The sequence below is a fragment of the Pseudomonas sp. NFX224 genome (assembly GCF_048565165.1).
In the GTDB taxonomy this organism is placed as follows: Bacteria; Pseudomonadota; Gammaproteobacteria; order Pseudomonadales; family Pseudomonadaceae; genus Aquipseudomonas.
On sequence record NZ_CP183416.1, the window covers coordinates 547,829 to 566,874 of the forward strand.

Consider the following 19,046-nt stretch of genomic DNA (forward strand, 5'->3'; position numbering starts at 1 on the left):
CTTCACTTTCAGGAACAGATGCCATGCCCGGTCTCAATGATCTTCTGCAAGCCATCGACACCGCCGCCCAAACCGGCGAAGAAACCATCCTCGCCACCGTGGTCAAGGTCGAAGGCTCGGCCTATCGCCGGCCCGGTGCGCGCATGCTCATTCCGCTGCATGGTCGTACCGTCGGCACCGTCAGTGGCGGTTGTCTGGAACAGGATCTGGCGAAAAAAGCCTGGTGGCTGACCGATTCCGGCGAACCTGTGGTACGTCGCTACAGTACCGGCGCCACCGAAGACGAGGACGACGAACAAAGCGCCCTGACCTTTGGCCTGGGCTGCAATGGTACGGTGTTCGTGCTGCTCGAACGCCTGCGCGCGAAAAACCCGTCGCCGGCTATCGACCTGTTGCGCCGAGTCCGCGACCGCCAGCAACCCGCCGCCATGGCCACGGTCATTGCCACTTCGCGCAATGCCTCGGCGCGGGTCGGTGACCGATGGTTGTCTGGTTTTGAGCCTGCCATGCGCAACGCGCCCTTGAACAACGCCATCGGCAACGACCTGCACAAGACCCTACTGCAGAAAAAGTCATCGATTCGGCTGTACACCGACGCCCGTGGCGAGATCGAAGTGTTCTTCGAATACATCGCGCCACCGCCACGGTTGGTGATCTTCGGTGCCGGTCATGACGCGCAACCGCTGGTGCGCATGGCCAAACTGCTGAACTGGCATGTTACGGTCATCGACAGCCGCAGCCACTTCGCCCGCCCCGAGCGCTTCCCCCAGGCCGATGCCGTGATCTTCGCCAACCTCGACAACCCGTTAGACCTGCACCCGCTGATCGACGGCGCCGCCGTCGCCGTCATGACCCACAGCTATCGCCAGGACCGCCATTGGCTTGCTCAAGCACAGCAAGGCGCGCCCGCCTATCTCGGCCAACTCGGCCCCAAGGAACGCACCGAACGTTTGCTGACAGACATCGGCCGCAGCCCTTCGGCGCTGCACTACCCGATGGGCCTGGACCTGGGCGGCGATGCCCCGGAAAGCGTGGCGCTGGCGATCCTCGCGGAGATGACCGCCGTGTTGAACCAGCGCCAGGGCGGGATGCTCAGGCACCGGGTCAAGCCGATTCATCAGGCGGATCTGGTGGTGAGTGAAAGTCTTCAGGTTGCAACGATGATTTGAAAATCAAAAGATCGCAGCGCAACGTTGCGATCTTTTGCTGTTTCAAGCCGCCAACTCGCCTTTTGCCACGGCTGCCGACGCCGCCAGCATCGCTCGCAACAACACCGCGCACCCGGCGGCCAGGTCATCCGGTGCGGCGTTTTCGATTTCGTTGTGGCTGATGCCGCCTTCGCACGGGACGAAGATCATCCCGGCCGGGCCGAGTTCGGCGAGGAAGATTGCGTCGTGCCCTGCTCCGCTGACGATGTCCATGTGCGACAGGCCCAGGCCTTGGGCGGCGGCGCGCACGGCTTCGACGCCCCCCTTGTCGAAGTACAGCGGCGGAAAGTCTGCCGTTGGCGTGAGTTCGAAGGTCAGGCCGTGTTCTTCGCAGGTGGTTTCGATGACTTCGCGCACTTCGGCGATCATCGAGTCCAGTCGCGCCGGTTCCAGGTGACGGAAATCCAGGGTCATGCGCACTTCGCCGGGAATGACGTTGCGTGAGCCCGGGTACGCTTGCAGGCAGCCGACGGTGCCGCAAGCGTGGGGTTGATGACCGAGGGCGGCACGATTGACCGCACCGACGATAACGGCGGCGCCGACCAATGCATCTTTACGCAGGTGCATCGGGGTCGGGCCGGCATGGGCTTCGACGCCGCGCAGTTTCAGGTCGAACCATTTCTGCCCGAGCGCGCCCATCACCACGCCGATGGTTTTGCGTTCGTCTTCGAGGATCGGGCCTTGTTCGATGTGCGCTTCGAAATAGGCGCCCACGGCATGCCCGCTGACTTTGCGCGGCCCGGCATAACCGATGGCGTTGAGCGCCTCACCGACGGTCACGCCCTCGGCGTCGACCTTGGCCAGGGTTTCTTCAAGGGTGAATTTTTCCGCGAACACGCCGGAGCCCATCATGCACGGGGCAAAGCGCGAGCCTTCTTCGTTGGTCCACACCACCACTTCCAGCGGTGCTTCGGTTTCGATGTTCAGGTCGTTAAGCGTACGCAGCACTTCGACGCCAGCGAGCACGCCGAAACAGCCGTCAAACTTTCCGCCGGTGGGTTGGGTGTCGATGTGGCTGCCGGTCATGACCGGTGGCAGGTTCGGATTGCGGCCAGGACGGCGGGCGAAAATGTTGCCCACGGCGTCAATGCTCACGGTGCATCCGGCCTCCTTACACCAGTTGACGAAAATGTCCCGCGCCTGCCGGTCGAGATCGGTCAGGGCCAGGCGACAGACGCCGCCCTTGACCGTAGCGCCGAGCTTGGCCAGTTCCATGAGCGACTGCCACAAGCGATCGCGGTTGATGTGCTGATGGGTGGACTGCAGAACGTCTACGGCCGCGTTCATGATGATCTCCTCAGGCTGTTCTTATGGATTTCTTCAGGCAATTTTTCGGTGTTTGTGCCACCGCTATCGCGAGCAGGCTCGCTCCTACAGGGGAATGCATTGCAAATGTGTGCGAGCCTGCTCGCGATGAGGCCAGTCCTCACACCGCTGATTTCGCAACAGACGGGCTAGGTCGCATCACGCTCAACCCGTAATAAATCAACCCGCCCAGCGCCGAACCGGTAAACCAGCCGTAGCTGTAGAACCAGCTGAACGCGTGGCTGCCCAACGACAACAACGTCAGCACCACCGGCACGCCAAACGCGATGAAGCCGCTCCAGTTCCACGCCGGGTACACGTCATCGCGATAAAGACCCGCCAGGTCCAGTTGCTGCTTCTTGATCAGGAAATAGTCCACCACCATGATCCCGGCGATCGGTCCGAGCAGGCTGGAATAACCAAGCAGCCAGTTGGAGTAGACCGACTCGAGGCTGACGTCCGAGACGATCAGGCCAAGCTTTTTCAACAACTCGTGCGCCATCAACCCCAGGCCGACCAGGCCGGTCAGGACCACGGCCTTGGTGCGGTTGATCACCTTGGGCGCAATGTTCTGGAAGTCATTGGTGGGCGAAACGATGTTGGCTGCCGTGTTGGTCGACAACGTGGCGATGATGATCAGCGCCATGGCAATGGCCACCCACACGGGGCTCTGGATATGACCGATCAGGGTCACCGGATCAGACACGGTCACGCCCACCAGCTTCACGGAAGCCGCGGTCATCACCACACCCAGGGACGCAAACAGGAACATGGTCAGCGGCAGGCCGATGATCTGCCCGACGATCTGATCCTTCTGGCTGTTCGCGTAGCGGCTGAAGTCCGGAATGTTCAGCGACAGTGTGGCCCAGAAGCCGACCATCGCCGTCAACCCCGCAGCGAAGTAACTGGCGACACCGGCGCCTTCGGGACGTTTGGCCGGGATCGCCAGCAGTTCGGTCATCGACACGTTCGGCATCGCCCACACCAACAGCCCCGCACCTACCGCCACCAGCAGCGGTGCGGACAGGGTTTCCAGCCACTTGATCGACTCGGCGCCGCGAATCACCACCCACAGGTTCAACGCCCAGAACACCATGAAGCCAATGACTTCACCGGTGCCGCCCAGGGATTTCCACCCCTCGAACACCGAGCCCAGAAACAGATGAATCGCCAGGCCGCCGAACATGGTTTGAATGCCGAACCAGCCACACGCTACCAACGCACGGATCAGGCACGGGATGTTCGAACCCAGGACGCCGAAAGACGAGCGCAGCAACACCGGAAACGGAATTCCGTACTTGGTGCCGGGGAAGGCGTTCAACGTCAGGGGAATCAGCACGATGATGTTGGCAAACAGAATCGCCAGCAGCGCTTCACCGACGCTCAGTCCGAAGTACGCGGTCAACACGCCGCCGAGTGTATACGTCGGCACGCAAATCGCCATGCCGACCCACAGCGCAGTGATGTGCCATTTATTCCAGGTTCGCTCATGCACCTTGGTGGGCGCAATGTCGTGGTTATAACGGGGACTGTCGAGGACATCGCTGCCGGCTTCAAGCTCAAACAAGCCGTCGCGCTCGGTCACTTGCGATCTGATCTGTTGCATGGCCGCTCCACTGTTCTTTTGATTATTGTTGCTCATCAGGGACTGGCGGAATCAATAAACGTGCCGAGTGCCCCGCTTGCGCATCGGGCAGTTCCATAAACACTTTGCAACTAACTGATGTTTATCAGTTTTATTCACTGACTCGACTATTTGCCGTGCCACTCAGGCCGAATGCCAGGCAAGTTGTCCGAACAGTCAGGACTCAATCTGGTGCGTTGATCTTTTTTTCAAAGTCGCGCATCAACCATAGACCGTACTCAAACAGCTGATTTCACATAAGAAATCTTGACCATTTTTCGATCCTGTCAAGTGCGTCAAATTGGTGAGAGGCCTCACCAATTTGGGGATTTACAGTTTTAGTTGTTATTTATCAGATAGTTAAAACAATCATAAGCTTATAAAAAATATTCTTGCTGATTCCTTCAACTGCAGCTAGCGTTTAATCCTGACAGCGTTGACAGGAATAACCCTGTTAGCACTTGCTTTATATAAAACACTAGAACCGGCATCAGCCGGTCATTGCCTGCGAGGAATCCGGAATGTCTCTGTTGATCCGTGGCGCTACCGTTGTGACCCATGATGAAAGTTATCGCGCCGATGTGTATTGCGCAGACGGCGTGATCAAGGCCATTGGCGAAAACCTCGATATTCCCGCAGGTGCCGAAATACTCGATGGCAGCGACCAATACCTGATGCCCGGAGGCATCGACCCGCACACCCACATGCAATTGCCCTTCATGGGCACCGTCGCCAGTGAAGACTTTTTCAGCGGCACGGCGGCGGGTCTTGCCGGTGGCACGACTTCGATCATCGACTTCGTCATTCCCAACCCGCAGCAATCCTTGATGGAAGCCTTTCATCAGTGGCGCGGCTGGGCCGAGAAGTCGGCGTCCGACTACGGTTTTCACGTCGCCATCACCTGGTGGAGCGAGCAGGTTCGCGAAGAGATGGCCGAGCTGGTCAGCCATCACGGCGTCAACAGCTTCAAGCATTTCATGGCTTACAAAAACGCAATCATGGCCGCCGACGACACGTTGGTGGCGAGCTTCGAGCGCTGCCTGGAATTGGGCGCCGTGCCGACTGTTCACGCGGAAAACGGTGAGCTGGTTTATCACCTGCAACGCAAGCTGATGGCCCAGGGCATGACCGGTCCGGAGGCGCATCCGCTGTCACGTCCGTCTCAGGTGGAAGGCGAAGCCGCGAGCCGGGCGATCCGAATTGCCGAAACCCTGGGCACGCCGCTGTACCTGGTGCACGTGTCGACCAAAGAAGCGCTAGACGAAATCACCTATGCCCGCAGCAAAGGCCAACCGGTCTACGGCGAAGTGCTGGCCGGGCATCTGCTACTGGACGACAGCGTCTACCAGCACCCGGACTGGCAGACCGCTGCCGGTTACGTGATGAGCCCGCCGTTCCGCCCACGCGGTCATCAGGAAGCGCTTTGGCATGGTCTGCAAGCGGGTAACCTGCACACCACCGCCACCGACCACTGCTGCTTCTGCGCCGAGCAAAAAGCCGCCGGCAAGGACGACTTCAGCAAGATCCCCAATGGCACCGCCGGCATTGAAGACCGCATGGCCGTGCTCTGGGATGAAGGGGTGAACACCGGGCGTTTTTCGATGCAGCAATTCGTTGCCCTCACCTCCACCAACACCGCGAAAATCTTCAACCTCTACCCGCGCAAAGGCGCGATCCGCGTCGGTTCCGATGCCGACCTGGTGCTGTGGGACCCACAAGGTACACGAACAATCTCGGCCAAGACCCATCACCAGCAAGTCGACTTCAACATCTTCGAAGGCAAGACCGTGCGCGGCGTGCCGAGCCATACCGTCAGCCAGGGCCGGGTGGTCTGGGCCGATGGTGATCTGCGCGCCGAGCGTGGTGCCGGGCGCTACATCGAACGGCCGGCGTATCCGGCGGTGTTTGATTTGCTGAGCAAGCGGGCTGAGTTGAATCAGCCAGTTGCCGTGAAACGCTGAGAGCGGCCTTCGGCCTATGGCGAGCAAGCTCGCTCCTACCGGGGAGCGAGCACGAAAAAAAACATGCCCATCAGAGGCAGCACCTCAATCACCGTGAGGCCAAAACCGTGATCAAGACCCTGACCCACCTCCCGCATCCTTACGAGAACGCGGCCGTTCTCGCCGGCCATTTCACCGATCTGGCGCCGCCGCTCAATGACCGTCAGGCACATCTGGAAGCCTCGCGCTGCCTGTATTGCTACGACGCGCCGTGCGTGAATGCCTGCCCGAGCGAGATCGATATTCCCTCGTTCATCCGCAACATTCATCAGGACAACGTGCAAGGCGCGGCACAGAAAATCCTCTCGGCCAACATCCTCGGCGGCAGTTGCGCCCGGGTCTGCCCGACGGAAATCCTTTGCCAGCAAGCCTGTGTGCGCAACAACGCCCACGAGTGCGCGCCAGTTTTGATCGGGCTGTTGCAGCGCTATGCCGTGGACAACGCGCACTTCAGTGAACACCCCTTCCCGCGCGCCGCCACCACCGGCAAACGCATCGCCGTGGTCGGTGCCGGTCCGGCCGGGTTGTCCTGCGCCCACCGCAGCGCCATGCACGGGCATGACGTAGTGATTTTCGAAGCCAGGGAAAAGGCCGGTGGCCTGAATGAATACGGCATCGCCAAATACAAACTGGTGGACGACTACGCACAAAAGGAACTCGATTTCCTGTTGGACATTGGCGGCATCGAAATCCGTCATGGACAAAAACTTGGCGAGAACCTGAGCCTCAGCGACCTGCATCAACAATTCGACGCCGTGTTCCTCGGCCTTGGCCTGGCCGCCAGCAAACAATTGGGCCTGGCCCATGAGGATGCACCCGGCCTGCTCGCCGCCACCGAGTACATCCGTGAATTGCGCCAGGCCGATGACCTGACCGAGTTACCGCTGGCCGACCGCTGCATCGTGCTCGGCGCCGGCAACACCGCCATCGACATGGCCGTGCAAATGGCCCGCCTCGGCGCTCACGACGTGAACCTGGTGTACCGCCGTGGCATCGAGGACATGGGCGCCACGCATCACGAACAAGACATTGCCAAAGCCAATCAAGTGCGTCTTTTGACGTGGGCGCAACCGGAAGACGTGTTGCTCGATGACCAAGGGCATGTGCGCGGCATGCGTTTCGCCCGCACGCATCTGGTTGAAGGCCGCCTGCAATCCACGGGTGAAACGTTCGAACTGGCGGCTGACGCGATCTTCAAGGCCATCGGCCAGGCCTTCGACGGCAGCGCCCTCGCCGACCCGCTGGCCCGTGAACTCAAACGTCAGGGCGAGCGCATTGAAGTGGACGAACACCTGCGCACCAGTATTCCCGGCGTGTATGCCGGTGGTGACTGCACCAGCCTCGACCAGGACCTCACCGTGCAAGCGGTGCAACACGGCAAGCGCGCCGCCGAGGCGATCAACGCTCAACTGATGCTCAACGTGGAGGCTGCGTAAATGGCCGATCTGTCGATTGTCTTCGCTGGCATCAAATCCCCGAACCCGTTCTGGCTGGCCTCCGCGCCGCCGACCGACAAGGCTTACAACGTGGTCCGCGCCTTTGAAGCGGGCTGGGGGGGTGTGGTCTGGAAAACCCTGGGTGAAGACCCGGCGGCGGTGAACGTGTCATCGCGCTACTCGGCGCACTTTGGTCCTAATCGCGAAGTGCTGGGCTTCAACAACATTGAACTGATCACCGACCGCTCGCTGGAGATCAACCTGCGGGAAATCACCCAGGTGAAAAAGGACTGGCCGGACCGCGCATTGATCGTGTCGTTGATGGTGCCTTGCGTCGAGGAATCCTGGAAACACATCCTGCCGCTGGTGGAGGCCACGGGCGCCGACGGTATCGAACTGAACTTCGGTTGCCCCCACGGCATGCCGGAACGCGGCATGGGCGCGGCGGTGGGTCAGGTGCCGGAGTATGTCGAACAGGTCACGCGCTGGTGCAAGACCTATTGCTCGCTGCCGGTGATCGTCAAGCTCACGCCGAACATCACCGACATCCGCGTCGCCGCCCGCGCGGCCCATCGCGGGGGTGCGGATGCGGTGTCGCTGATCAACACGATCAACTCGATCACCAGCGTCAACCTGGAGCGCATGGTTGCCAATCCCATGGTCGGCAGCCAGAGCACCCACGGTGGCTATTGCGGTTCGGCGGTCAAGCCGATTGCCCTGAACATGGTCGCCGAAATCGCCCGCGACCCGCAGACCCAAGGCCTGCCCATCAGCGGCATTGGCGGCATCGGCAACTGGCGCGACGCGGCTGAATTCATCGCTCTGGGCTGCGGCTCGGTGCAGGTGTGCACGGCGGCGATGCTGCATGGTTTCCGGATCGTCGAAGAGATGAAGGACGGCCTCTCACGCTGGATGGACAGCCAAGGCTACGCCAGCATCGCCGAATTTTCCGGGCGCGCGGTGGCCAACACCACGGACTGGAAGTACCTGGACATCAACTATCAGGTGATCGCGAAAATCGACCAGGAGGCGTGCATTGGTTGCGGTCGCTGCCATATCGCCTGCGAAGACACCTCGCACCAGGCCGTGGCCAGCCTGAAAAAAGCCGACGGTACCCACAGCTATGAAGTGATCGATGAGGAATGCGTGGGCTGCAACCTGTGCCAGATCACCTGCCCGGTCGAGGACTGCATCGAGATGGTGCCGATGGAGAACGGCAAGCCGTTTCTGGACTGGAATCATGACCCGAGGAATCCCTACCATGTTGCCGTCTGATCGCTGAAGATCAAAAGATCGCAGCCTCGTTTCACTCGACAGCTCCTGCAGTCGAGTGAAACGAGGCTGCGACTTATGGCTCCAACCCGATCCCCCGCAAAATCACACTCGTCACCGTCTGCACCGCCCGTTCGAACTGCATGTCCGACAGCGGTTGATGGTCATTGAGAATGTTCACCTGGTGATCGAAGTCGGCGTAGTGCTGGGTCGAGGCCCAGATCATGTACAGCAGGCTCGACGGTTCCACCGGCAGGATGCGTCCATCGTCCACCCATTGGCGGATCTTCGCTTCTTTCATCTTGGCCCAGTCGTACAGGCTCGCGTCCAGCGCCGTGCTCAGGGTCGGCGCGCCGTGGATGATTTCGTTGGCCCAGACTTTCGAACCATGCGGCCGGCTGCGGGAGTGGTTCATCTTGGCGCGGATGTAGCTACTGAGCACCACCCGCGGATCGTCGAACATCTCGAAGCACAGCGCGTCCTGTTTCCACACTTCCAGCAGATCGAACAGCACGGCGCTGTACAGTTCGGTCTTGGTGCTGAAGTAGTAATGCAGGTTGGAGCGCGGCAGTTGCACTTCGGCGGCGATGTCGGCCATGGCGGTGCTGCCGAAACCTTTCTCAGCGAAGACCTTCTCGGCCCCCAGCAGAATTTTCTCGACGTTACTGCGACGAATCTCGATCTTGTGATTGCCCATGAGGGCTCCCTGACAACAGCGTTAAACAAGACTAGCATCCGCTCTAGCTGGCGGCGACAAGGGAAAAGCAAACTTCGTACAACCCGCGTCGCCCGGCTAAACTGCCCCGAACCCACCGCTGAGGGACTCACCATGCGCATGAAAAAAACCCTGACCGCCGCCGCCCTGCTCGGTTCGCTGCTTGCCGCTTCATCGGTGTTTGCCCATGCCCATTTGCAAAGCCAGACACCCGCCGCCGACAGCACCGTGAAAGCCCCGGCGGAGCTGAGCCTGGTGTTTTCCGAAGGCGTCGAAGCCGACTTCTGCAAAGTCACGATCACCCACGACGGTGCCGATGTCCTGGTGAAAAGCCTGGCCACTCAAGGCCCGGATAAAAAGACCCTGGTCGTCACCCCGGCTGTGCCGTTGACTGCCGGTGACTACAAGGTCGAGTGGCATGTCGTGTCGGTCGATACTCACAAGAGTGAAGGCGCCTACGCGTTCGAGGTTGACCAGTAACACATGACCAGCGCGATGGTGCTGTGCCGTTTCCTGCATTTCACCGTGGTGCTGATGCTGTTCGGGATCTGGGTGTTCAGGCCGCTGCTCTTGGGGCGCGTCTCACACTTGGATCAGCCGCTGGCGTGTGCCAGTCGTTGGCTGGCCGCCGTGGCATTGGTCAGCGGGGTCGGTTGGTTGCTGCTGGTCACCGCGAGCATGGCTGGCGCCTGGGATGCGGCGCTCGAACCATCGACCCTGCGGCGGGTGCTGGGCCGGACTTTTTTCGGTGAAGTCTGGGGCTGGCACCTGCTGCTGAACGGTTTGCTAATGATCTTGCTACTGCTGCCATGGCCATCCAGTCGCCTCCTGCAGCTAACCCTGAGCGGCCTGTTGCTGGCGACCCTGGCGCCCGTCGGTCATGGCGCCATGCTTGATGGCATCGAAGGACGGTTGCTGATTCTCAATCAACTGATGCACCTTGCCTGCGTCGGCACCTGGCTCGGTGGCTTGATGCTGTTGGTCATGATCCTTCGGCAGCCTGAAGGCTATTCGGTCCGCGTGGTACTGCAGCGATTCAGCGGCGTCGGTTACGCCTTGGTCGCCGGGTTGCTGATCACCGGATTGATCAACGTACGGGCGCTTACCGGTGCATTCTGGCCGACGCCGATGCTGTCCGGTTTCGCGTTGATTCTGTTGATCAAGGTCGCGCTGGTGGCTGCGATGCTGGGATTGGCGCTGTTCAATCGGCTGCGCATCAACGACTGCGAGCAGCGGATGGCGACGTTGCGCAACAGTGTGATGCTGGAGTGGTTGCTGGGGCTTGGTGCGGTGGCTGCGGTCTCGCTGCTCGGCACCCTGCCGTCGATGATGTCGAACTGACCACCTCGCTTCTGCACGTTTTGTCATGGCCTCTGCAAGTCATCGTATAACTTCCGATTGACAACCCTCAAAAATCCCGCAAATATTCGCCCCAATGTTGTACGACGACGTATAACAAACAATAAAAACAAAAAAGAAATGGAGCGTTACAGTGAGCAAACTCGCCCGCAATTTTTCCGCCCGTAGTCCACGTCACACCTTCGCCCGTCGCCACACCCTTAGCCTGATCGGTTGCAGCAGCCTGGCCCTCGCCCTGCCCATGGCCAGCCACGCCGAAGGTTTCACCGATGACGCGAAAGCCACGCTGAACCTGCGCAACGCCTACTTCAATCGTAACTACACCAACCCGGCCTATCCGCAAGGCAAGGCTGAAGAGTGGACGCAGAGCTTCATCCTCGATGCCAAATCCGGTTTCACCCAAGGCCCGGTCGGCTTCGGCGTGGATGTGCTGGGGCTGTACTCGCAAAAACTCGACGGCGGCAAAGGCACTGGCGGCACGCAACTGCTGCCGATCCATGGTGACGGTCGTCCGGCCGACAACTTCGGTCGCTTGGGTGTCGCGCTCAAAGGCAAGATTTCGAAAACCGAATTGAAGGTCGGTGAATGGATGCCGGTGCTGCCGATCCTGCGTTCCGATGACGGTCGCTCGCTGCCGCAAACCTTCCAGGGCGGCCAGATAACCTCCACCGAAATCAGCGGCCTGACGCTCTACGGTGGCCAGTTCCGTCAGAACAGCCCGCGTAACGATGCGAGCATGGAAGACATGTTCATGAACGGCAAATCGGCGGCCTTCAGCTCGGACCGTTTCAACTTCGGCGGCGGCGAATACGCCTTCAACGAAAAACGCACTCAGGTCGGCGTTTGGTACGCCGAGCTCAGCGACATCTATCAACAGCAGTATTTCAACCTGAGCCACAGCCAGCCGATCGGCGACTGGACCCTCGGCGCCAACCTCGGCTACTTCATCGGCAAGGAAGACGGCAGCGCCCTGGCCGGCGACCTCGACAACAAGACCGCATTCGCCCTGCTCTCGGCCAAGTACGGTGGCAACACCTTCTACGTCGGCCTGCAAAAGCTCAGTGGCGATGATGTCTGGATGCGCGTCAATGGCACCAGCGGCGGCACCCTGGCCAACGACAGCTACAACTCCAGCTATGACAACGCCAGGGAAAAATCCTGGCAGGTGCGCCACGACTACAACTTCGTCGCCCTCGGCGTGCCCGGCCTGACCTTGATGAACCGCTACATCAGCGGTGACAACGTGCACACGGGAACCATCACCGACGGCAAGGAATGGGGTCGCGAAACGGAACTGGCCTACACGGTGCAGAGCGGTCCGCTGAAAAGCCTCAACGTCAAATGGCGCAACGCGAGCATCCGCAAGAACTTCAGCACCAACGAGTTCGATGAAAACCGGTTGTTCATCAGCTATCCGATCAGCCTGCTGTAAACACAAAACCAATGTAGGAGCGAGCCTGCTCGCGATGGCGGAGTTTCAGTCGACTTCGATGTTGAATGTCAGGCCGCTAATCGCGAACAGGCTCTCTCCTACAGGGTGCGCGGGGCATTGAAGAATTACCGCAGGCCTTCAGGACACGACCCTCCGTCCACTTCCACCAAAGTCGCGTTGACAAGCACCGGAAAGCCTAACGATACTTCTGCTTAGTCGTACGACAACCTACAACGATTCAATAACAATAACCGCTTGTCCAGGGATTCCCATGACGACCACTGCAACCGCCCGCACTCCCTTCAATCGCCTGCTGCTGACCGGCGCCGCCGGTGGCCTGGGCAAAGTCTTGCGCGAAAGCCTGCGCCCGTATGCCAACGTCATTCGCCTGTCGGACATCGCCGACATCGCCCCGGCCATCGATGACCGCGAAGAAGTCGTTCCCTGCGACCTCGCCGACAAGCAAGCCGTGCATCAACTGGTCGACGGCGTGGACGCGATCCTGCACTTCGGCGGCGTGTCGACCGAGCATTCGTTCGAACAGATCCTCGGCGCCAACATCTGCGGTGTGTTCCACATCTACGAAGCGGCACGCCGCCATGGCGTCAAGCGCGTGATCTTCGCCAGCTCCAACCACGTCATCGGCTTCTACAAGCAGGACGAAGTCATCGACGCCCACTCCCCTCACCGTCCTGACAGCTATTACGGTTTGTCCAAGGCCTACGGCGAAGACATGGCCACGTTCTATTTCGATCGCTACGGCATCGAGACCGTCAGCGTGCGCATCGGCTCGTCGTTCCCGGAACCACAGAACCGCCGGATGATGAGCACCTGGCTGAGCTTCGGTGACCTGACCCAACTGCTCGAACGTGCGTTGTACACCCCGAATGTCGGCCACACCGTGGTCTACGGCATGTCCGACAACAAGGACATCTGGTGGGACAACCGCTACGCCACGCACCTGGGTTATGCGCCGAACGACACTTCGGAAGTGTTCCGCGAAAAGGTTGAGGCCCAGCCGATGCCGGCGGTCGATGACCCGGCGCGCGTCTACCAGGGCGGCGGGTTCTGTGCAGCCGGCCCGTTCGGCGACTGACCCTGAAACGCTTACCACTTGATCCCCACAACAAAAACCAAAGGGAATGAGTTGCCATGCAAGCCGAATTGATTGTCGATGCCCGCAATGCCGTCGGTGAAAGCCCGGTCTGGGTCCCCGAAGAAAACGCCCTGTATTGGGTCGATATTCCCGCTGGGGGCCTGCAGCGCTGGAGCGCCGAAACCGGGCATGTCCACGCCTGGAAGACGCCGGAAATGCTCGCGTGCATCACCCGTCATCGTGACGGTGGCTGGGTCGCGGGAATGGAAAGCGGGTTCTTTCATCTGCACGCGCATAGCGATGGCAGCCTCGACAGCGACTTGCTCGCACACGTTGATCACGCCCGCACCGACATGCGCCTGAACGATGGTCGCTGCGACCGCCAAGGGCGTTTCTGGGCCGGCAGCATGGTGCTCAACATGGGCGCCAATGCCGCTGACGGTACGCTCTATCGCTACAGCGCCGGGCAACACGGACCGCTCGCTGCGCAACTGGGCGGCTTCATCGTGCCCAACGGCCTGGGTTTCAGCCCGGACGGTAAGACCATGTACCTGTCGGACTCGCACCCCAACGTGCAACTGATCTGGGCCTTCGACTACGACATCGCCAGCGGCACACCGTCCAACCGCCGCGTATTTGTCGACATGAATGACTACAGCGGTCGCCCCGACGGCGCGGCGGTGGATGCCGAAGGCTGCTACTGGATCTGCGCCAACGACGCCGGGTTGATTCACCGCTTTACCCCCGACGGCCGACTGGATCGCTCACTCGCCGTACCGGTGAAAAAACCCACCATGTGCGCCTTCGGCGGCAGTCGACTGGACACGTTGTTCGTGACCTCGATTCGCCCCGGTGACGACCACGACGAACAGTCGCTGGCCGGTGGTGTATTCGCCCTCAACCCCGGCGTCAATGGCTTGCCGGAACCTGTATTCAGCGATTTGCCTTAACCCCCTCTGCTACACCGCTGTGCCTTGAACAAAAAAACAATAAAACCGGAGACACAAACATGGACTTCAAACGCACCTTGCTCGCCGCAGCACTCCCGCTCGCCTTCTCGCTCAGCAGCGCCGCCCATGCGCTGGAAATCAAATTCGCCGACATCCATCCCGCCGGTTATCCGACCGTGGTGGCTGAAGAGCAACTGGGTAAAACCCTGGTGGCCGACAGCGACGGCAAACTGACCTTCAAGATGTTCGCCGGCGGTGTGCTGGGTTCGGAAAAGGAAGTGATCGAGCAGGCTCAGGTCGGCGCCATCCAGATGGCCCGCGTCAGCCTCGGGATCGTCGGCCCGGTCGTGCCGGACGTGAACGTGTTCAACATGCCGTTCATATTCCGTGACCAGGCGCACATGCGCAAAGTCATCGACGGCGAAGTCGGTGACGAGATCCTCGACAAGATCACCAATTCCGAATTCAACCTGGTCGCCCTGGCCTGGATGGACGGCGGCACGCGCAACCTCTACACCAAGAAGCCAGTACGCACCCTCGCAGACCTCAAGGGCATGAAAATCCGCGTGCAAGGCAACCCGATGTTCATCGAAACCATCAACGCCATGGGCGGCAACGGCATTGCAATGGACACCGGCGAAATCTTCAGTGCCTTGCAGACCGGCGTGATCGACGGCGCAGAAAACAATCCGCCGACCATGCTTGAACACAACCACTTCCAGAACGCCAAGTATTACAGCCTGACCGGCCACCTGATCCTGCCTGAGCCGATCGTGATGTCGAAGATCACCTGGAACAAGCTCACCCCTGAGCAGCAGGCGCTGGTGAAGAAAACCGCCAAAGCCGCACAGGCCCAGGAACGCACCTTGTGGGATGCGAAGTCGGCCAGCAGCGAAGAGAAGCTCAAGGCTGCGGGCGTCGAGTTCATCACCGTCGACAAGAAACCTTTCTATGAGGCAACCGCCTCGATCCGCGAGAAGTACGGCGCACCTTACGCCGACCTGATCAAGCGTATCGAAGCCGTTCAGTAACTCTCCCTGTATTCAAGAAAGGCCCGGCGCCACGGACGCAGCTGTATGTCCGTGTGCGCCCGGTTACGGTGGAACCCGATGAAGAATCTGCTGCTACGTTTCAATGACAAGCTCTACATGACCTGTATCTGGGTCGCCGGGCTCTCCGTACTGGCCATTGCGCTGATCATCCCTTGGGGCGTATTCGCCCGCTATGTACTCGGTACCGGCTCCAGCTGGCCTGAGCCCACTGCCATCCTGCTGATGATGGTGTTTACCTTCATCGGTGCCGCCGCCAGCTATCGCTCCGGCTCGCACATGGCGGTGGCAATGCTCACCGATCGCATGCCGCCGAATCTGCGCAAAGCCATGAGTGTGCTCTCCCAATTGCTGATGGCAACCATCTGCCTGTTCATGGCCATTTGGGGCACAAAGCTGTGCCTGTCCACCTGGAACCAGTTCATGAGCGCCCTTCCCACCCTGCGCGTCGGCATCACGTACATGCCAATTCCGCTGGGTGGCGTGCTGACGCTGATTTTTGTTCTGGAAAAACTCTTGTTCGGTGACCAGAGCAACCGTCGGGTCGTGCGTTTCGACATCGTTGAAGAAAACGAAGGGGCTGCCTGAATGGACGCTTTTATTCTGTTGGGCAGCTTTATCGTGTTGATCCTCGTCGGCATGCCAGTCGCTTACGCACTGGGGCTATCGGCATTGATCGGTGCGTTCTGGATCGACATTCCGTTCCAGGCACTGATGATTCAGGTCGCTGGCGGCGTGAACAAATTTTCGCTCTTGGCGATTCCGTTCTTCGTGCTGGCCGGTGCGATCATGGCCGAGGGCGGGATGTCCCGGCGTCTGGTGGCGTTTGCCGGGGTGCTGGTCGGCTTTGTGCGTGGCGGCCTGTCGCTGGTCAACATCATGGCCTCGACGTTCTTCGGCGCGATCTCCGGTTCTTCGGTGGCGGATACCGCTTCGGTCGGTTCGGTGCTGATTCCTGAAATGGAACGTCGCGGCTATCCGCGGGAGTTCGCCACCGCGGTGACGGTCAGTGGTTCGGTACAAGCCCTGCTGACCCCGCCAAGTCACAACTCGGTGCTCTACTCGCTGGCCGCGGGCGGCACGGTATCGATTGCCTCGCTGTTCATGGCTGGCGTAGTACCGGGCCTGATGATGAGCGCGTGCCTGATGGTGCTGTGCCTGATCTTCGCCAAGAAGCGCGACTACCCGAAAGGCGAAGTCATTCCGATGCGCGAAGCGCTGAAGATCTGTGGTGAAGCGTTGTGGGGCCTGATGGCGATGGTCATCATCCTCGGCGGCATTCTCTCGGGGATTTTCACCGCGACCGAATCGGCGGCCATCGCCGTACTGTGGTCGTTCTTCGTGACCATGTTCATCTACCGCGACTACAAGTGGAGCGAACTGCCGAAACTGATGCACCGCACAGTGCGCACGATCTCGATCGTGATGATCCTGATCGGTTTCGCCGCCAGCTTCGGCTACATCATGACCCTGATGCAGATTCCGGCGAAGATCACCACGATGTTCCTGACCCTGTCGGACAACCGTTACGTGATCCTGATGTGCATCAACGTCATGCTGCTGTTGCTCGGCACCGTGATGGACATGGCGCCGCTGATCCTGATCCTGACGCCGATCCTGATGCCGGTGATTCTCGGCATTGGCGTGGACCCGGTGCAATTCGGCATGATCATGCTGGTGAACCTGGGGATTGGTTTGATAACGCCGCCGGTGGGCGCGGTACTTTTTGTGGGGTCGGCCGTGGGTAAAGTCAGTATCGAATCAACCGTGAAGGCGCTGCTGCCATTCTATGGCGTGCTGTTCCTGGTGCTGTTGGCCGTGACTTACATTCCTGCTATCTCGCTGTGGTTGCCACATCTGGTGTTGTAATCCCTAAAAAAGATCGCAGCCTGCGGCAGGCTGCGATCTTTTCCTCCATTCAGCACAAGACAAAAACCATGATCCTTCTCGAACTCGAAGACGAATCAACTCGCCTCACCCTCGCTCCGGAGCTGGGCGGCAGCATCGTCAACTGGACCGTGCGCAGCACTGGCCAGCCGTTGTTGCGCCACGCGGATGCCCAGGCACTCAACACCGGATTACCGGGCAAGCTCGGTTGCTTCCCGCTGGTGCCGTGGTCCAACCGGATTGCCCAAGGCGGCTTCGACTGCCCCGATGGCTGGCTGGCCCTGCCCCCCAACAGCCTGACCGATCCCCTGCCGATTCATGGCAGCGCCTGGCAGCAACCTTGGCAAGTGGTGTCTTCCACCGCGCATGAAGTGGTGCTGCAACTCAACAGCGCCTGCCCCTTCGCTTACTGCGCCCGCCAACGCTTCCATCTGAGCGAAGGCAAACTGAGCATCGAATTGAGTGTGACCCATCAGGCCGAACAAGCGGCCTGGCATGGCCTGGGGTTGCATCCGTATCTACCCCGCACCGCCAACACCCGATTGCACGCACCCGCTCGTCAAGTCTGGCTATGCGATAGCGCCAAACTGCCGACACAGCTCGACAGCCTGCCCGCCGATTGGGATTTCCAGGCGCTCAAGCCGCTCCCCGACACACTGGTCGACAACGGCTTCTGCGAATGGGATGGCCACTGCCTGATCCGGCAACCGGATCTCGGTTATGAATTGCACTGCCAGGCAACCGGCAGCGATTACTACCTGCTCTACTGCCCGGTTGGCCTGGAGTTTTTCTGCATCGAACCGGTGAGCCATCCGGTCAATGCGCATCACCTGCCCGGCCGTCCGGGGTTACGTTTGCTGGAGCAAGGGCAAACCGCTGATTTGGGTTTCAGCCTGCAATATCGGGCGCTATAACGCACGCATCAACATGTAGATCGCGACCACCAGACAAACACTGGCAAACCCCACTTGCAACGCTCGCGCCGGCACCCGCGCGCAGAACCTGCGGCCAATGACCATGCCGACGATGCTGGAGACGATGAAGGCAATGCCCAACCCGTCGATGCGCACCCCGGCATGGAACGCGCCGATCACACCAATGGCCGAAATCAGACTGATCACCATGAGCGATGTGGCCACGATCCCGCGCATCTGCACGTCGGTCAGTTGCTTGAAGGCCGGCACGATCAGGAAGCCGCCGCCCACCCCCAGCAGCCCCGATACCACACCGGTCACTGCGCCGAGGGCGGCCAGGGTCGCGGTGCATTTGGCGGTCCAGGAAAAGCGTCCGGTGTGCTGATCGAGCATGCAGTTTTTCTGGCCCCAGTTGGCGTGACCGTGATCGCTCGGCCCCTCGTCCTTGCGCTCACGCCGCAGCATCCGCGCTGCCACCATGACCATCAGCAGGCTGAACAGGATCATCAGGATTTTTTCCGGCAACTGATGGGCGAAGTAGATGCCCACCGGCGAAAACACCGCGCCGAGTGCCGCAATCAACAACGCCGCGCGATAGCGCACCAGGCCATGCCGCAAACCGTCGATGGCCCCCACCGCCGCCGCGCTGCCCACCGCGAACAGCGCAACGGGCGCCGCCGTGGTCATGCTCCATCCCAGGCCGAGTACCAATGCCGGCACGGCGAGAATGCCGCCGCCGGCCCCGGTCAAACCCAGTACCAGCCCCATGACCACACCAAAAAAACTCGCCAGCAACATA

Annotated in this window: 17 protein-coding genes; 13 read left to right on the forward strand and 4 right to left on the reverse strand. The window is 60.3% G+C overall.

The genetic code is table 11. The features are described from left to right. The first annotated feature begins 23 nt into the window (after window positions 1-23). On the forward strand, window positions 24-1,169 hold the full coding sequence (locus tag ACNYC6_RS02285) for an XdhC family protein (protein ID WP_419710884.1): 1,146 nt from the start codon (window positions 24-26) through the stop codon (window positions 1,167-1,169). 42 nt (window positions 1,170-1,211) lie between these two features. Here ACNYC6_RS02285 and ACNYC6_RS02290 read toward each other — a convergent pair whose 3' ends face one another. Both ACNYC6_RS02290 and ACNYC6_RS02295 read right to left on the reverse strand, forming a co-directional pair. After that, window positions 1,212-2,495 (reverse strand): Zn-dependent hydrolase, encoded by a 1,284-nt coding sequence (locus ACNYC6_RS02290; RefSeq protein WP_419710885.1) that lies wholly within the window; start codon window positions 2,493-2,495, stop codon window positions 1,212-1,214. Window positions 2,496-2,634: 139 nt separating this feature from the next. After that, on the reverse strand, window positions 2,635-4,119 hold the full coding sequence (locus ACNYC6_RS02295) for an NCS1 family nucleobase:cation symporter-1 (RefSeq protein ID WP_419710886.1): 1,485 nt from the start codon (window positions 4,117-4,119) through the stop codon (window positions 2,635-2,637). Between the two features lie 539 nt (window positions 4,120-4,658). Here ACNYC6_RS02295 and hydA point away from each other — a divergent pair. From hydA to preA, 3 genes are all read left to right on the forward strand, one after another. Continuing rightward, the gene (gene hydA / locus ACNYC6_RS02300) at window positions 4,659-6,098 is read left to right on the forward strand and encodes a dihydropyrimidinase (protein ID WP_419710887.1); all 1,440 of its coding nucleotides are present in this window, start codon (window positions 4,659-4,661) and stop codon (window positions 6,096-6,098) included. A gap of 107 nt (window positions 6,099-6,205) precedes the next feature. After that, window positions 6,206-7,573: an NAD(P)-dependent oxidoreductase gene (locus ACNYC6_RS02305; protein WP_419710888.1), complete on the forward strand. Its 1,368-nt coding sequence runs from the start codon at window positions 6,206-6,208 to the stop codon at window positions 7,571-7,573. Beyond that, a complete protein-coding gene (preA, locus tag ACNYC6_RS02310) occupies window positions 7,574-8,848 on the forward strand; it encodes an NAD-dependent dihydropyrimidine dehydrogenase subunit PreA (RefSeq protein ID WP_419710889.1) in 1,275 nt (424 codons plus the stop codon). 73 nt (window positions 8,849-8,921) lie between these two features. Here the strand turns inward: preA and ACNYC6_RS02315 are convergent, their stop codons facing one another. Beyond that, a complete protein-coding gene (locus tag ACNYC6_RS02315) occupies window positions 8,922-9,542 on the reverse strand; it encodes a TetR/AcrR family transcriptional regulator (protein ID WP_419710890.1) in 621 nt (206 codons plus the stop codon). A 132-nt stretch (window positions 9,543-9,674) separates the two neighbouring features. On the opposite strand from ACNYC6_RS02315, the gene copC reads away from it, so the two are divergent. From copC to ACNYC6_RS02360, 9 genes are all read left to right on the forward strand, one after another. Then, entirely contained in the window at window positions 9,675-10,040 is a 366-nt protein-coding gene (gene copC / locus ACNYC6_RS02320) for a copper homeostasis periplasmic binding protein CopC (RefSeq protein WP_419710891.1), read from the forward strand. A gap of 3 nt (window positions 10,041-10,043) precedes the next feature. Continuing rightward, window positions 10,044-10,901, forward strand: coding sequence for a copper homeostasis membrane protein CopD (copD, locus tag ACNYC6_RS02325; RefSeq protein ID WP_419710892.1), 858 nt, complete (start codon window positions 10,044-10,046; stop codon window positions 10,899-10,901). Between the two features lie 151 nt (window positions 10,902-11,052). Beyond that, a complete protein-coding gene (locus tag ACNYC6_RS02330) occupies window positions 11,053-12,351 on the forward strand; it encodes an OprD family porin (RefSeq protein WP_419710893.1) in 1,299 nt (432 codons plus the stop codon). A gap of 271 nt (window positions 12,352-12,622) precedes the next feature. Further along, window positions 12,623-13,447 carry an NAD-dependent epimerase/dehydratase family protein gene (locus tag ACNYC6_RS02335; RefSeq protein ID WP_419710894.1) on the forward strand — a complete coding sequence of 275 codons (825 nt, stop codon included), beginning with the start codon at window positions 12,623-12,625 and terminating at the stop codon, window positions 13,445-13,447. A gap of 56 nt (window positions 13,448-13,503) precedes the next feature. Beyond that, entirely contained in the window at window positions 13,504-14,397 is an 894-nt protein-coding gene (locus ACNYC6_RS02340) for an SMP-30/gluconolactonase/LRE family protein (RefSeq protein ID WP_419710895.1), read from the forward strand. Between the two features lie 59 nt (window positions 14,398-14,456). Next, complete coding sequence (locus ACNYC6_RS02345; RefSeq protein ID WP_419710896.1) at window positions 14,457-15,428, forward strand: TRAP transporter substrate-binding protein; 972 nt, start codon at window positions 14,457-14,459, stop codon at window positions 15,426-15,428. A 78-nt stretch (window positions 15,429-15,506) separates the two neighbouring features. Further along, window positions 15,507-16,034: a TRAP transporter small permease gene (locus ACNYC6_RS02350; protein WP_419710897.1), complete on the forward strand. Its 528-nt coding sequence runs from the start codon at window positions 15,507-15,509 to the stop codon at window positions 16,032-16,034. Further along, window positions 16,035-17,315, forward strand: coding sequence for a TRAP transporter large permease (locus tag ACNYC6_RS02355; protein WP_419710898.1), 1,281 nt, complete (start codon window positions 16,035-16,037; stop codon window positions 17,313-17,315). A gap of 68 nt (window positions 17,316-17,383) precedes the next feature. Further along, window positions 17,384-18,247 (forward strand): aldose 1-epimerase, encoded by an 864-nt coding sequence (locus ACNYC6_RS02360; RefSeq protein WP_419710899.1) that lies wholly within the window; start codon window positions 17,384-17,386, stop codon window positions 18,245-18,247. On the opposite strand, the gene ACNYC6_RS02365 is transcribed toward ACNYC6_RS02360, so the two are convergent. Then, the gene (locus ACNYC6_RS02365; RefSeq protein WP_419712900.1) at window positions 18,242-19,045 is read right to left on the reverse strand and encodes a sulfite exporter TauE/SafE family protein; all 804 of its coding nucleotides are present in this window, start codon (window positions 19,043-19,045) and stop codon (window positions 18,242-18,244) included. The genes ACNYC6_RS02360 and ACNYC6_RS02365 overlap by 6 nt on opposite strands. Between the last annotated feature and the right edge of the window lies 1 nt (window position 19,046).